Annotated in this window: 13 protein-coding genes; all 13 read right to left on the reverse strand. The window is 36.9% G+C overall.

Annotated elements, in window-relative coordinates; translation table 11 throughout:
- Positions 1-82: 82 nt before the first annotated feature.
- The 13 genes from Q5760_RS15960 to Q5760_RS16020 all read right to left on the reverse strand — a co-directional run bounded on the left by Q5760_RS15960 (position 83) and on the right by Q5760_RS16020 (position 16,217).
- The gene (locus tag Q5760_RS15960) at positions 83-1,063 is read right to left on the reverse strand and encodes a polysaccharide deacetylase family protein (protein WP_428908616.1); all 981 of its coding nucleotides are present in this window, start codon (positions 1,061-1,063) and stop codon (positions 83-85) included.
- A gap of 144 nt (positions 1,064-1,207) precedes the next feature.
- Positions 1,208-3,328: a polyribonucleotide nucleotidyltransferase gene (gene pnp / locus Q5760_RS15965; RefSeq protein ID WP_428908617.1), complete on the reverse strand. Its 2,121-nt coding sequence runs from the start codon at positions 3,326-3,328 to the stop codon at positions 1,208-1,210.
- Between the two features lie 295 nt (positions 3,329-3,623).
- The gene (rpsO, locus tag Q5760_RS15970; RefSeq protein WP_428908618.1) at positions 3,624-3,893 is read right to left on the reverse strand and encodes a 30S ribosomal protein S15; all 270 of its coding nucleotides are present in this window, start codon (positions 3,891-3,893) and stop codon (positions 3,624-3,626) included.
- A 102-nt stretch (positions 3,894-3,995) separates the two neighbouring features.
- Positions 3,996-4,970, reverse strand: a complete 975-nt coding sequence (gene ribF, locus Q5760_RS15975; RefSeq protein ID WP_428908619.1) for a bifunctional riboflavin kinase/FAD synthetase — start codon at positions 4,968-4,970, stop codon at positions 3,996-3,998.
- Between the two features lie 33 nt (positions 4,971-5,003).
- Positions 5,004-5,921, reverse strand: a complete 918-nt coding sequence (truB, locus tag Q5760_RS15980; RefSeq protein ID WP_428908620.1) for a tRNA pseudouridine(55) synthase TruB — start codon at positions 5,919-5,921, stop codon at positions 5,004-5,006.
- A gap of 66 nt (positions 5,922-5,987) precedes the next feature.
- Complete coding sequence (gene rbfA, locus Q5760_RS15985) at positions 5,988-6,338, reverse strand: 30S ribosome-binding factor RbfA (protein ID WP_428908621.1); 351 nt, start codon at positions 6,336-6,338, stop codon at positions 5,988-5,990.
- A 205-nt stretch (positions 6,339-6,543) separates the two neighbouring features.
- Positions 6,544-6,825, reverse strand: a complete 282-nt coding sequence (locus Q5760_RS15990) for a DUF503 domain-containing protein (RefSeq protein WP_428908622.1) — start codon at positions 6,823-6,825, stop codon at positions 6,544-6,546.
- Positions 6,825-9,002: a translation initiation factor IF-2 gene (gene infB, locus Q5760_RS15995; RefSeq protein ID WP_428908623.1), complete on the reverse strand. Its 2,178-nt coding sequence runs from the start codon at positions 9,000-9,002 to the stop codon at positions 6,825-6,827. The genes Q5760_RS15990 and infB overlap by 1 nt, the downstream gene beginning before the upstream one ends.
- A gap of 19 nt (positions 9,003-9,021) precedes the next feature.
- Entirely contained in the window at positions 9,022-9,324 is a 303-nt protein-coding gene (locus tag Q5760_RS16000) for a YlxQ family RNA-binding protein (protein WP_428908624.1), read from the reverse strand.
- Entirely contained in the window at positions 9,324-9,605 is a 282-nt protein-coding gene (gene rnpM, locus Q5760_RS16005; protein WP_428908625.1) for an RNase P modulator RnpM, read from the reverse strand. Before rnpM ends, Q5760_RS16000 begins: the two co-directional genes overlap by 1 nt.
- Before the next feature lie 18 nt (positions 9,606-9,623).
- Positions 9,624-10,805: a transcription termination factor NusA gene (nusA, locus tag Q5760_RS16010; RefSeq protein ID WP_428908626.1), complete on the reverse strand. Its 1,182-nt coding sequence runs from the start codon at positions 10,803-10,805 to the stop codon at positions 9,624-9,626.
- Between the two features lie 37 nt (positions 10,806-10,842).
- On the reverse strand, positions 10,843-11,313 hold the full coding sequence (gene rimP, locus Q5760_RS16015) for a ribosome maturation factor RimP (protein WP_428908627.1): 471 nt from the start codon (positions 11,311-11,313) through the stop codon (positions 10,843-10,845).
- A gap of 587 nt (positions 11,314-11,900) precedes the next feature.
- Positions 11,901-16,217 (reverse strand): PolC-type DNA polymerase III, encoded by a 4,317-nt coding sequence (locus Q5760_RS16020; protein ID WP_428908628.1) that lies wholly within the window; start codon positions 16,215-16,217, stop codon positions 11,901-11,903.
- Between the last annotated feature and the right edge of the window lie 115 nt (positions 16,218-16,332).

Consider the following 16,332-nt stretch of genomic DNA (forward strand, 5'->3'; position numbering starts at 1 on the left):
TAATACTTTATGTGAAGTAAAGTATATCCTATTGACCTTATTTTTTCCAAGAACTTGACTTTTACCAATAATTCTAATTAATTTATTTAATCTTTTCCGGAGCCTTTGAAGAACGTTGATTTAATACCCTATTTTCAGATAGTAGTTCTGAAACTGTACCAATCTCCAAGTTTTTAGCCTTTATTTGTGTAATTAATTGATCTAATGACTGTTCTGTAGAAGCAGTAGGATGCATAAGAATTATAGCCCCATTATGGACTTTAGACATGACCCGATTAATTAAGACACTAGGGGCTGGCTTTTGCCAATCAATCGTATCGACACTCCACATGATCGTCCTAAGATTTTCTTGTGCTGCAATTTCAACTGTAGCATCCCGATAACTCCCGCTTGGGGGGGCGAACCATGTCGGTTGGGATCCTGTCGTAGCTTTAATGACTTCATTCGTTTTGATGATTTCCTGCCTTGTTTTTTCATTTGAAATATTTTTCATATCCGGATGTGTATAGGAATGATTTCCAATTTCATGACCAGCATCATAGATCATTTTTGCCAATTCAGGATTCTTTTGTGCCCATCTACCTTCAAGGAAAAAAGTAGCTGATACATGATGTTTTTTTAACGTTGCTAGCATACTTGATAAATATTCATTTCCCCATGCTACATTTATGATAAAACTGACCATTGGTTTATCAGGATGTCCTTTATAAATAGGTGAAGGGGGAAGGTCCTCCAAATGAATGTTAGGTGTGATCTGCTTAAAAATAAGTTTATTTTCGTCAAACTTTCCATCTTTTTTCATTTTGTCATAAGAAGCCTTTACATCCACTTCCATACCGTTATATCCAGGTAGAGCCTTCCATATTTGATCGATTTTTGCATCACTAGCCTCTACTTTGAAATCATTTGCCTTTGATTCTATTTCATCATAAAGAGGATCGTAAGACTTTGTGACTAAAACAGAATCCTCCTTCATGCTTGTAATATACACTGTGGATAATGGATTATTTACAATCATAAAAGCCAATAAGAAAATACAACCGATCATGAACCATTTTTTCATTTGTCATCCTCCTCCATATAAAATATGAATGGGAAGGACAAGGTAGAACATGTGAAATCCTATTAAAACCGGTAATAGTATTTATTCAAAAAATAAGCAATCAGTGGTAACCCGCTGACTGCTAAATTAGTGAAAATCATCTCATTAACTTTGAGCACTTTCTTCACGTTGACGTTGTTCTTTCAAAACTACTTTTCTTGATAAATTTACGCGACCTTGTTTATCAATTTCGATTACCTTAACTAGCATTTCGTCTCCGATTTTTACTACATCTTCAACTTTTCCAACACGTTCTTCTGCTAGCTCAGAAATATGGACAAGACCATCTTTTCCTTGGAAGATTTCAACAAACGCACCAAACTTTTCTATTCGTTTTACTTTACCAAGATAAAGTTGTCCAACCACTACTTCTCGAACAATATCTTCAATAATCTGTTTTGCCTTCTGATTCATTTCTTCATTTGTAGATGAAATAAAGACAGTTCCATCTTGCTCAATATCAATTTTTACGCCAGTTTCTTCAATAATTTTGTTAATTTGTTTACCACTTGGTCCAATCACATCACGGATTTTATCAGGATTAATCTTCATCGTTAAGATTTTAGGTGCAAAAGCTGATAGTTGTTCACGTGGCTTTTGAATCGTTGAAAGCATTGATTCCAAAATCTGCATACGACCTGTTTTCGCTTGTTGTAATGCCTCTTCTAAGATTTCTCTTGATAACCCTTCAATTTTAATATCCATTTGAAGAGCTGTGACACCTTTTGCTGTACCAGCTACTTTAAAGTCCATATCCCCAAGATGGTCTTCCATTCCTTGAATATCGGTTAAAATCGTATAATGTTCACCCGATTTGACAAGACCCATTGCAATTCCAGCAACAGGCGCTTTAATTGGAACTCCCGCATCCATCATCGCTAGTGTACCTGCACAAATACTTGCTTGTGAAGTAGAACCATTCGATTCTAATACTTCAGCAACAAGGCGAATGGTATATGGAAATTCTTTTTCATCTGGAATCACAGCTGATAGGGCTCGTTCACCAAGGGCACCATGTCCAATTTCACGTCGACCTGGTCCTCTCATTGGACCTGTTTCCCCTACGCTAAAATTAGGGAAGTTATAGTGGTGCATGAATCTTTTTTCTTCTTCAAGACCAAGACCATCTAAAATTTGCACGTCTCCTAGAGCACCTAGTGTACAAATGCTTAATGCTTGTGTTTGTCCTCGAGTAAATAATCCAGAACCATGTGTTCTTGGTAATAATCCAACCTCAGAAGATAATGGACGAATTTCATCTGCTTTACGACCATCTGGACGGATTTTTTCTTCTGTAATCAGACGACGAACTTCACCTTTTACAAGTTTATCTAAAATTTGGTTAACTTGTTTAATTACTTCATCTTCAGCTTCATTTTCTTGATACTTTGCCAGTACTTCATCTTTGACTTTCTTTATAGCTTCTTCACGTGCATGTTTTTCCTGCACCTGAATCGCTTGAATCATTTCAGTTTCACATATGTCTCGAACTTCCGATTCTAGTTCAGCATCCACTTCAGCAAGAACCACTTCCATTTTTTCTTTTCCAATTTCAGCAACGATTTGCTCTTGGAAGGCAATTAAACGCTTGATTTCATCATGACCAAACATGATGGCTTCTAGCATCGTTTCTTCTGGGACTTCATCTGCTCCAGCTTCTACCATGTTAATGGCATCTTTTGTTCCTGCTACTGTTAAATGAATATCACTTTTCTCCAGTTGTTCAACTGTTGGGTTAATGACAAACTGACCATCAATACGACCAACAATAACTCCAGCAATTGGTCCCTCAAATGGAATATCTGAAACACTAAGTGCAAGGGATGACCCAAACATGGCCGCCATTTCAGTTGAACAATCTTGATCAACACTTAAAATTAAACTTACAACTTGTACTTCATTACGAAAACCATCCGCAAACAACGGGCGAATTGGGCGATCGATTAAACGGCTCGCCAAAATGGCCTTCTCACTAGGACGGCCTTCTCTTTTAATAAAGCCTCCTGGAATTTTTCCAACAGCGTAAAGTCTTTCCTCGTAGTTAACTGTTAATGGGAAAAAGTCCACATTTTTTGCTTCTTTTGAAGCTGTAGCTGTACTTAATACAGCTGAATCTCCATATCGGACAAGAACTGCCCCATTTGCTTGTTTAGCTAATTGGCCAATTTCAACGGTTAATTTGCGTCCCGACCAATCTATTGAATATACATGCTTATCTTGTTCCATGCATTTAAAACTCCTCTCAACCTTAATAACACGGTTATTATCCCGAACATTTCATATCTATAATAAAAAGCATAATCGTTGCTTTGTTATTCAAATCTGTATAGCTAATTATATTATGTACCATTTTTCAAAAAAATAAGCGACTCATTAAAATTGCTTGTCCTTATATGGTATTCTTTTATTGAGTAATTACGGTATGTAAGCCTTTATGTTACAAATGTTAAATCCTAACTTTCCTTAATATGGAAAAAATTTAGGCTAACAAAAAAGCGGGAAAATTCCCGCTTTTCATCGACTATCGACGTAGACCAAGTTTATTGATTAATACACGGTAACGTTGAACATCTTTATTACGTAAGTAAGTTAATAAATTACGACGTTTACCAACCATTTTTAAAAGACCACGACGTGAATGGTGATCCTTCTTATGTGTACGTAAATGTTCATTCAAAGTGTTAATCTGTTCCGTTAGGACAGCGATTTGAACTTCTGGAGAACCAGTATCAGTTTCATGTACTTTGTACTCATTGATCAGTTCATTTTTACGTTCTTGTGTGATTGCCATCCTGTTCACCTCCTAATAATAATCCCCTGCTACTGAGCAAGCGTTGGTGAGTCGCGATGCCAAGTATAGGTTCATTTGATACGTTAATAAGAATACAACTTTTTATGACAAAATGCAAGTATCTGTAGTGTTTTTTTCGAAGTATTCTTTCGTATTCTGCTTATCTCTTTCGATTTGTGCTGTTAATTCATCGATACCTGAAAATTTCATTTCACTTCTTAATCTTCGATACCAAATGACGGTTACTTTTTCCTCGTATATGCTGCCTTCAAAGTCAAAAATATACACCTCAACTGATGGTTTGTCAGCTTTTTCCTTGTGAAATGTCGGTTTATATCCTACATTACAAACACCGTTATAAACTTTCCCAGTAGCAGCAATCTTGAACTTTACCGCATACACCCCTGTAGGTGGAAGGAGATACTGGGGCTCTATATCTACATTTGCTGTTGGAAACCCGATTTTTCTTCCCCGCTTCTCACCATGTATGACTGTACCACTTGTACGATAATACCGTCCGAGTATTGGGAGTAATTGATCCATTTCTCCATCCTTAATATGAGAACGAATTAGGGTTGAACTTATTTTTTCTTCGCCAAATTGGAGTTTATCAATCACTGAAAAAGTAAATTGCTTTCTAGAATGAAAGGGGAGTGTTTCCATTGTTCCTTTCCCCAATCTTCCATATGTATAGTCAAACCCTGCAACCACATGTTTTACATTTAAATCAATTAAGTAGTGATCAACAAATTCCTGGGGAAGGAGATTGGCAAATGCTTCAGTAAACCGGACTACAAAAAAGTAGTCTACTTCGAGACTGCTTAAGAGTCTAATTTTTTCTTCAAGGGGGGTAATATATTTAACATGTTTTACACTTCTTCCAAGAACAACAGAAGGATGTGGATCAAAAGACATGACTGCACTTTTTAAGCCTCTTGCTTTAGCTTCTTCTTTGGCGGTTTTTATTACTTTTTGATGTCCTAAATGAATGCCGTCAAAAAAACCTAGTGCCATTACGAGCTGAGAGATTTCCTCGCGCTTTACATGGTGCGGATATTCTAGATAACATACTTTCACGATTTCTCACCTTTTTCTATACTTCGAAAACGATTAAAGAGCAGTACGTAATACTTTGGAGGGTTTCATCAATCCTGGTTTTTGGGGATGATGAAAATAAATCGCTAACGCATGACCTTCTTCCGACTCTATAACAATTAAAGATTTTTCATCCTCAAGTGATGGTGGAACGGGAAGGACTGCCCCATTTTTAACTTTCTCCGCTATTTTATCATTTATCGCATATTTCGGCAAATGGCTCAATGCTGTTTCCAATGGATATAGAATCTCTTCTATTGATTCTTCATTCATTTTTTCTTCAATCTGTTCAAAAGTCACACACTCCTCTAACGTGAATGTTCCAGACTGAACTCTACATAAATCAGACATATGAGAAGGATAACCCAAGGCTTCTCCGATCATGACAGCTAATGTACGAACATAAGTACCTTTGCTGCATGCTACCCGAAATCGAAAGGATATTTGTTCTCCATTAAATTCATGGCGAGAATCTAATAATTCTAATGAATAAATTTGAACCTTTCTTGATGGACGCTCAACCTCTATCCCTTGTCTCGCATATTCATATAGTCTCTTACCATTCACTTTCACTGCCGAGAACATAGGGGGTGTCTGAGTTAATTCTCCCGTCATTGATTGAAAAATATTTATAATCTCTTCTTTTAAAATCACTCGATCTACTTTCTTTTCCATGACAACTTCTCCAGAAACATCTTCGGTCGTTGTGGAATAGCCAAGAGTTACCTCCCCTTCATAGGCTTTTCCCGCATCTGTTAAATACTCCGCTACCTTTGTTGCTTTTCCAACACAAATCGGTAATACACCAGTTACATCAGGATCTAATGTGCCGGTATGACCAATTTTTTTCGTTTTTAAAATTTTTCTAAGCTTAAATACACAATCATGTGATGTCATCCCTTTCGGTTTATAAAGCGGGATAATTCCTTCCATTTTTCCATTCCTTTCTTAAAAAAATGGATAGACAAAGTGTCTACCCATTTTTACTAGTATTTCAAATTAATTTTTTTCCTCATTTCGAATCTGATGTAATAAAGTGTCAATTCTATTTCCATAGCCAATGGATTCATCAAATTCAAAGGTGATTTCAGGAGTTTTTCGCAAACGAATTCTTTGACCAATTTCTGAACGAATAAAGCCCTTTGCTTTAGCTAAACCAAGCAAAGTGTTTTCACGTTGATTTTCGTCACCTAGTACTGAGATATAGACAGTTGCTTGTTGAAGATCTCCCGTCAATTGTACATCTGTCACGGTAACAAACCCAATACGTGGATCTTTAATTTTCCGACCGATAATTTCGCCTAGTTCTTTTTTCATTTGCTCTCCTACACGATTAGCTCTTACACTCATATTCTCACCTCACACCTGATTAAATTCGCCCGCCGAAATTGCGCCTTAAATTTTCATCACGCCTCACAACGCCAAATCCGCATGTGAAAAAATCCTTGATATCCGCCGGAGGCTTAACTTCATTCAGCGTAATTTTAAATCATTTAAACGATAGACCTTTATTACATTCACTGCTTACAAAGTGAAGGTCTTTAGCTTGATGAAGTTAAAGCCATTCTATATCGGTGATCGTTCTTTCTATTTCGGGAAACGAATCAATAAATTTGAGGGCATTTTGTAATTCAATTTCTGCTGGATTACGTGCAGAAGCCACAACGGCAATCGCAATTTTACTTCTCTGCCAAGTATCTTGAAAGTCCACTTCCGAAACAGATACATTAAACTTTTGCTTTAATCTAGACATGATTCTTTGCAAAACAGCCCTTTTATCTTTTAAAGAATGGGCATCATAAATGATGCATTCGCAGGCTAATAAGCCAACTATCATTAACGTCCCACTTCTTCCATGATATATGCTTCAATGACGTCGCTTTCTTTCACATCATTAAAATTCTTAATTGTAATTCCACATTCATAACCTTGACTAACTTCTTTTACATCATCTTTAAAACGCTTAAGAGCATCAATCTCGCCTTCAAAAATAACTACTCCATCGCGAATGAGTCGAACTCCACTGTCTCGTGTAATTTTACCATCTGTTACATAACTACCCGCAATAGTACCAACTTTTGATACTTTGAAGGTTTGACGAACTTCTGCTTGACCAATAATTTTTTCTTCAAATTCAGGATCAAGCATCCCTTGCATAGCCGCTTCAATTTCTTCAATTACTTTATAAATGATTCGGTGAAGACGTATATCAACGCCTTCTGCTTCTGCAGCATTTTTTGCATTATTATCAGGACGAACGTTGAACCCAATCACAATGGCATTTGAAGCTGCAGCCAAACTTATATCGGATTCATTAATTGCGCCAACTGCTGTGTGAATAATTTTGATTTTAACTCCTTCTACATCAATTTTATATAAAGATGCAGCTAATGCTTCTGCAGAACCTTGTACGTCTGCTTTAATAATAAGGTTAAGCTCCTTCATTTCCCCTTGTTTCATATGTTCAAATAGGTTTTCTAAGCTTACCTTCGTTTTTTCACTTCGTTGTGCTTGTAGTGCCATCGATGCTCTTACTTCTCCAACTTGTCTAGCTGTTTTTTCATCTTCAAATACAACAAATCGATCTCCAGCTAAAGGAACATCATTTAATCCTGTGATTTCAACCGGCGTGGATGGTCCAGCTTCCTTCACACGACGACCCAAATCATTTACCATGGCACGAACACGACCATAAGTATTACCGACAACGATCGGATCCCCAATCTTTAATGTACCGTTTTGAACAAGTAATGTGGCAACAGAACCTTTTCCTTTATCTAAGCGAGCTTCAATAACTGTACCTAATGCTTTTCGATTTGGATTGGCCTTATATTCTTCTACTTCACTAACAAGAAGGATCATTTCAAGTAAGTCATCAATTCCCTCACCTGTTTTTGCAGAAAGTGGAACAAAGATTGTGTCTCCACCCCATGCCTCTGGGACAAGACCATGTTCTGTTAATTCCTGCATCACTCGATCAGGGTTTGCAGTTGGTTTATCAATCTTATTGACCGCTACAATAATTGGAACCTCAGCTGCTTTCGCATGATTGAGAGCTTCAACCGTTTGTGGCATAACCCCATCATCTGCTGCAACAACTAGAATGGTAATATCAGTGATTTGAGCTCCTCGCGCACGCATCGTTGTAAAAGCAGCATGTCCAGGAGTATCCAAGAATGTTATTTTCTTACCGTTTTCTACAACTTGGTAGGCACCAATATGTTGAGTGATTCCTCCTGCTTCCCCAGCTGTTACTTTAGTATGGCGAATTGCATCAAGTGTAGTAGTTTTCCCGTGGTCAACGTGACCCATGATTGTGACAACAGAGGGTCTTTCGACTAAGTCCTCCTCATTATCTTCTGTAAAGTAAACCTCTAGATCTGTAGTGTCTACTCTTATTTCTTCTTCTACTTCTACTCCATACTCACCTGCAATTAATTCAATCGCATCTTTATCAAGATCTTGGTTGATTGTTGCCATAACACCAAGTAAAAATAGCTTTTTAATAATTTCTGAAGGTTCTCGATGCAATTTCTTAGCCAACTCGGCAACTGTCAGTGAATCACTAAACGTAATTTTTTCAGGTAATTCTTTTTCCTTCTTCTTTTCAGGTGGAGTGTGGTGTTGGGCTTGCTTATGGTTTTGATTTTTCCCTTTATTCTTACCCTGATTATTTCTGTTTTGATTAGTACTTTTACCTTTATTTCGATTATTTGAATGTGATGGTGAATGATTCGAAGGTTTCTTCGCTCCTGCCTTTGCTTTGCTATTATCTACCGAACCACCCTCATTAGCATTACGTTTTACAGCTTGTTGAGGTTGTGTCTTTGCTGTTTTTTCCGACTGTGTTTCATTAGTTTTTTGATAAATTCCATCTAATTTCTTCATTGCATCATCCTCTATAGTTGTCATATGGTTGGAAACTTCAATCCCCATCTCTTTTAACTTTGAAATTACTTCCTTACTCGAAATATTATGTTTTTTTGCGTATTCATACACGCGCATTTTTACCATACTTTCACCCCCGCTGATATTAATCGAGCAGCGATAACATTTTTTTTGCAAATCCACTATCTAAAATCGAAATAACCACGCGGGCATCTTTTCCAATCGCATGTCCTAAAACGTAACGATTTTCCACGATTCTGATTGGAACCTGATAGGATCTACATTTATCTGTTATTTTCTTAGTCGTATTAGCAGATGCATCTGCTGATAACAGAACTAGTTTCGCTTTTCCGTTCCTGATTTCTTTAACGGATAATTCTTCGCCCGATATAATTTTCCCCGCTCGATTCGCTAATCCAACTAATGATATCCATTTCTGTCCATCCATTAGGAGTTTGAATTCCTTTCTTCAACCAGTTCCAATAACTCTTCATAAATCGAGTTATCTATTGAAACTTGTAAGTGATTAGCTAATACGTTTTTCTTTTTTGCTGTTAAAATTGTATCTTTATCCAAGGAAAGATATGCGCCCCTACCAGATTTTTTACCTGTTAAGTCAACCGATACTTCTCCTTCTTTTGAACGAACGATTCGTACCAATTCTTTTTTAGGTTTCATTTCACCTGTTACAACACATTTGCGCAAAGGAACTTTTTTTCGAGTTGCCATCTTTATCCCCCCTTGGTATTACTTAAGGTTTTCATTAGAATCATTAGAATCATCATAATTACTTAAAAGATTGTCATCAGAATGTTCTTCTATTTCAACATGATAATCATCTAATTCTTCTTCATCATAATTTAAGAGTGATTCATTCCGAGGATAAACTCCTGCTTCACGTGCATCACTTTCAGATTTAATATCTATTTTCCATCCTGTTAATTTAGCTGCCAATCTTGCGTTTTGTCCACGTTTACCAATCGCCAAAGAAAGCTGATAATCTGGAACAATGACCGTTGTTGCCTTTTCTTCCTCATTCACAATAACATCAAGTACTTTAGAAGGACTTAAGGCATTTGCAACAAACACAACTGGATCGGGAGACCATTTCACAATATCAATCTTTTCACCTTTTAGTTCATTAACAATAGCTTGTACACGAGATCCTTTAGGACCCACACACGAACCTACCGCATCCACTTCATCATTATCTGAATGAACCGATATTTTAGAGCGATCTCCTGCTTCCCTAGCAACCGATTTAATTTCTACAGTTCCATCATAAATTTCAGGCACTTCAATTTCAAATAATCGCTTTAGTAAACCTGGATGTGTCCGAGATACATAGATTTGCGGACCTTTTGTTGTTTTTTCCACTTTTGTTAAAAATACTTTAATACGGTCATGTGGTTTGTAACGTTCATTAGGCATTTGTTCATTTGTCGGTAAAATCGCTTCGATTTTACCAAGACTAACATAAATAAACTTTGAGTCTTGTCTTTGTACAATACCTGTCATTATGTCTTCTTCACGATCGATAAATTCAGAATAAATAATGCCGCGTTCTGCTTCACGAACTCGTTGTGTTACTACTTGTTTTGCTGTTTGAGCAGCAATTCGCCCAAATTCTTTTGGAGTTACCTCAAGTTCCACAATGTCTTCTACGTGGTAATTAGGATTGATTTTTCTTGCATCCTCCAATGAAATTTCTAGTCTTGGATCAAATACTTCATCAACAACCTCTTTACGCGCAAAAACCCGCATCGTTCCAGTACCTAAGTTAATATCGATTCTAACGTTTTGTGCCTGATTATAGTTTCTGCGATAAGCCGAAATGAGTGCCGCCTCAATCGCTTCGATAATAACGTTTCTTGAAATGCCTTTTTCCTTTTCAAGTAAAACAAGAGCATCTAATAATTCACTGCTCATAAAAATGGTCCCCCCCTAATCTGATAATCCAATTAAATTATGAAAAAGTGACTGCAAGACGCGCAATTGCAATCTTTTCATAAGGAATCGTTATCGTTTTCTTTCTAGTTTTTATTTTGATTTCAATAGATACTTCTGTTCCATCAAAATCAGTTAAAACTCCTTCAAACTCCTTTTCATCGTTTATGGGTTCAAAGGTTTTAATAAACACATTTTTTCCAATCGCCTTTTCAAAATCCTGTTTCTTTTTTAAAGGACGCTCCGCTCCAGGTGATGACACTTCAAGAAAATAATTATGAGTGATGGGATCTATTTCATCTAATTTTTCACTCAACCTTTCACTTACTACACCACATTCCTCTATATCAATCCCTGCTGGTTTATCAATAAAAACGCGCAGAAACCAATCTTTTCCCTCTTTCACATATTCCACATCTACAAGTTCAAGTTGCATTTCATCTAATATTGGCGTTACGATTTGATTTACAGTATCAATGACCTTACTCACACAGAGTCCCTCCTTTGCTAAAGGCAAAATATCAAATTCGTTCCGTCGAATTTGCGCCCGGATTTTTGCTAGCTTACTCGATAAATTTCCTTAAAAGATCCGAGGCATCCGCCGGAGGCTTAACTTCATTCAGCTAGGGTTATATCCCCGCTGAATCTTATTATATTTTTCCTTCATTTTCCACTTCCAGGCATGGAGGAATTCTGCTGAATGAAGTTAAAGAAATTACAAAACTCCTGTAAATTGCTTGCTATCTATAATCTTGAAATAGATAGCGAGGGAACAGGAGTTACAAAATCAAGCGTATTGTAAATAAAAAAGGGTAAAAATTTGTTGCAAACAATACGAAAGAGTGGGTTTCCCCACTCTTAGTTACTAGAGTTATCCTTAGTATTTCCAATAAAACTATAACATATCCAAATATTTAATGCAAACGTGAAAAGCGGAAGCGGCTGCTCAGACCCAACAGGCATAAGATAAGCCGGCGTGAAGGTGTACTTTACCTTCTCGACGGATTAGCTAATGACCCAGAGGGTCTAGCCGCTGTAGCTAGACAATTGAAATAGAAAAGGACTTGACTTTATTCATTAGAATAATGACAACTGATTTTGATCTGGTAGTGATCCTAAACAACCTTGTTGTTCTAGGAATTCCATGATCGTTTTTGATACTTTCCCTCTTGTTTGGAGGTCTTCTTTTGAAAGAAACTCCCCATTTTCCCTTGCTTTTACAATGTTTAAAGCTGCGTTTGTCCCTAATCCTGGGATTGCATTAAAAGGTGGAATTAATGAATTCCCATCAATAAGAAATTCAGTTGCACTTGAGCGATATAAATCGATATTCTTAAATGAAAAACCTCTTTCACACATTTCTAAACATAACTCTAAAACAGTTAATAAGTTTTTTTCCTTTGTAGAGGCATCAAGACCTTTACTGTTAATTTCATCTATTCGTGCACGAATAGCATTTGACCCTTTTACCATACTATCCAAATCGAAGTCCTCTGCACGTACCGTAAAATAGGCCGCATAATAAAGAATCGGATGATGTACTTTAAAATAAGCAACGCGTACTCCCATTAATACATATGCTGCAGCATGCGCTTTTGGGAACATATATTTTATCTTTTTACAAGAATCAATATACCATTCTGGTACTTCATTTTTTCTCATTTCAGCTTCCATATCGTCTGTTAAGCCTTTCCCTTTACGAACAGATTCCATGATCTTAAACGCTAATGATGGTTCTAACCCTTGATAAATTAAGTAAACCATTATATCATCACGGCACCCAATAACCTCAGGCAACGTACAAATATTATTATGAATTAATTCTTGGGCATTCCCTAGCCATACGTCCGTACCATGTGAAAGACCTGAAATCTGCACAAGTTCCGAGAAGGTGGTTGGTTTTGTATCTTCAAGCATTTGTCTAACAAAACGTGTACCAAACTCTGGAATCCCGTATGTTCCAGTTTTACACATAATTTGTTCCTCTGTAACCCCTAATGGCTCTGTACTGCTGTAAATTTTCATGACTTCAGGATCATCCGTAGGGATTGTTTTTGGATCAATTCCACTTAAATCTTGAAGCATCCTAATCACGGTTGGATCATCGTGCCCAAGGATATCTAGTTTCAATACATTATCATGAATCGAATGGAAATCAAAATGTGTTGTTCTCCATTCCGCATTCCGATCATCCGCAGGGAATTGAATCGGACTAAAATCGTAAACATCCATATAATCTGGAATAACGATAATTCCACCTGGATGCTGTCCTGTCGTTCGCTTTACTCCTGTACATCCAGAGGCAAGTCTTTCCACTTCAGCACCGCGTAGTTGTAAATTATGATCCTGTTGATATCCCTTTACATAACCAAAGGCCGTCTTATCGGCTACTGTTCCAATTGTCCCTGCACGATAAACATAATCCTCACCAAACAGAACTTTTGTATAATCATGGGCACGAGGCTGATATTCACCGGAAAAGTTTAAGTCGATATCGGGAACTTTATCTCCTTTAAACCCTAAGAAGGTTTCAAAAGGTATATCCTGTCCTTCTTTTCTGTATAGAGCTCCACAGTTCGGGCAATTTTTATCAGGTAAATCAAAACCAGAACCAACAGATCCGTCATTAAAAAATTCTGAGTGCTTACAATGTGGACAAACATAATGTGGTGGCAATGGATTTACTTCCGTAATTTCGGTCATTGTTGCTACAAACGATGAACCAACTGAACCACGTGAACCTACTAGATAACCATCCTCAATCGATTTTTTAACTAACTTATGAGAGATTAAATAGATAACAGAGAACCCATTCCCAATAATACTCGTTAGCTCTTTTTCAAGTCTGGCTTCGACAATTTCTGGTAATGGTTCACCATATATTTGTTTCGCCATTTTATAACTCATATTGCGGATTTCATCTTCTGCACCTTCAATTTTTGGTGTATACAAATCATCCTTAATGGGCTTAATTTCATCAATCATATCAGCTATTTTATTCGTGTTCTCGACAACAATTTCCTTCGCTTTTTCTTCACCTAAAAACGAAAAAGCTTGGAGCATTTCATCTGTCGTTCTAAAATGAACATCGGGCAAATTATGGCGGTTAAGCGGATTTGCTCCTCCTTGAGAATGAATTAAGATTTTTCGATAAATCTTATCATTTGGATTTAAGTAGTGAACATTTCCAGTAGCAACGACCGGGATATCTAATTTCTCACCCAAATTCACAATATTACTAATGATTTCCTCTAACGCATTTTCATTCTTAACCATTTCAAGTTCAATTAAATGTTGGTAAACCTCTTTCGGATGTACCTCCAAATAATCATAGAACCCAGCAATTTTTTCTACTTCATCTGGTCCCTTTTGCATCATCCCTGTGAATACTTCCCCTTTATCACATGCCGAACCAACGATAATTCCCTCTCGATACTTTTCTAACTGTGAACGTGGGATTCTAGGGACACGATAAAAATAATGGAGATTTGACAATGAGATTAATTTAAAGAGATTTTTAAGACCAAGATCATTTTGAGCCAGCAATGTACAATGATACGGGCGTGCCCGTTGGTAAGCATTACCTTGTCCCATATTATCATTCAATTGATCATGATATTCAATTCCCTTTTCGGCTGCGTCGCGCAACATTTTCAATAAAATATAGCCAGTTGCTTCAGCATCATAGATGGCACGGTGATGTTGAGTTAATTCAACCTCTAGTTTTTTTGCTAATGTATTTAAACGATGATTTTTTAATTGTGGATACAAAAATCGACCAAGTTCTAGCGTATCGATGACTGGATTGTCCGCTTTTTCTAAGCCAATTTTTTTATATCCAGTATTTAAGAACCCCATATCAAAAGAAGCATTATGGGCTACAAGAATCGCATCTTCAGTCCAGCGATGAAACCTTTTTAGAACCGCTTCTACCTCTGGAGCATCTTGCAGCATATCATCCGTAATACTGGTTAAGTTAATAATCGTTGCTGTTAGCGGTACATGTGGATTTGCGAACGATTCAAACCGATCAATAATTTCTCCATTGCGAACTTTAACGGCCGCAAGTTCAATAATCGTATCGTATACAGCAGAAAGACCAGTTGTTTCAACGTCAAAAACAACATACGTATCATCAGCTAATTTGCGATGTGCTGAATTATAAGCAATCGGAACACCGTCATCGACTAAATTGGCTTCAACACCATACAGTATTTTAATATCATTCTTTTTACCAGCACTAAACGCTTCAGGAAATGATTGAGCTACCGCATGATCAGTAATCGCAATCGCTTTATGCCCCCACTTTTTTGCTTGGCCGACCAATGCGCTTACTGAAGAAACAGCATCCATTTGACTCATTGGGGTGTGCAAATGTAATTCCACTCGTTTTTCATCTTCTGGTGCTTTGTCCATACGAGTCGGTGCCTTTACTTCGTTTACATCGTTTCCGATCATGACAAGATCACGGACAAATGTATCATTTTGAACACTTCCACGTACCTTTAACCACATTCCCTTTTTAACATGAGTAAAGAGCTCGGCATCCTCTTTATCCCGGGAAAACATTTTAACCATAATGGAGCTTGTATAATCTGTAATTTTGAAGGTTAATAACGTTCTTCCACTGCGTAATTCTTTTGTTTCAGCACTAAACACATACCCTTCAATTGAAACGCGGCGTTCTTCATCTGTTATTTCTTCTAATCTCTTATAGTCCGCATCATCTCTAATGGTCAATCCAATGACTACAGGTCCAGTATGTTCTGATACTTCAACCGATTTTTCTTCCTGCTTCTGCATATCAACTAGCGCTTGAAAAGCTCTCTCTTGATCTTCCTTTTGTTTAGCTTCTACAAACTTTTCATATTCTTGATTTGACTGCTCTAAATCAATTTCAGTATCACATACCAATGGAGGGAAACCATATTGTTGATACACTTCCGATAACAAATGAGTATATTTATTTTTAATCGATAAACTTTCTATCTCACTTTTTACTTTTATGATAATTTTGTTCCCTTGTATCTTTGGTACCTGCTCATTTAACACTTTTAATAATGGAGGTGAGATTCCATCGAGCTCTTTAAGGCAATGCCTCCAATAATCAATGATTAATTGATCTGAAAACTTAGTATCTCTTACCTGTATCGAATAGGAAATTTGTGCGATGTAGGAAAAAGTTTTACCTAGTTGATCTAAAAACTTTATCAATATATTGTAAGGCAATATCTGTTGGAATAAAAAGTGGAAATGCCATTTTCTAGTTTTCTTATCAATTACCAGTTTTTCAATCTGAGCATTTGAGAAGTATGGAACTAGTGTCTGGTCAGTAAGTTGTAGTTGCTGGAGTAAGAGCTGAAATCGCTCAATTCTTTCTGAGTCTGTACTCATTAAGATCTCTCTCCTCCCGTCTATAAATTTGTTAACGATTTTAATTAGACAAAAGTTATTATATCATATCAACTCGTACGTGAGGTCTGGAAAATAAAAAAGGTGCCAGACTCCA

The sequence above is a fragment of the Niallia sp. Kr1 genome (assembly GCF_050389805.1).
GTDB lineage: Bacteria > Bacillota > Bacilli > Bacillales > Cytobacillaceae > Bacillus_BD.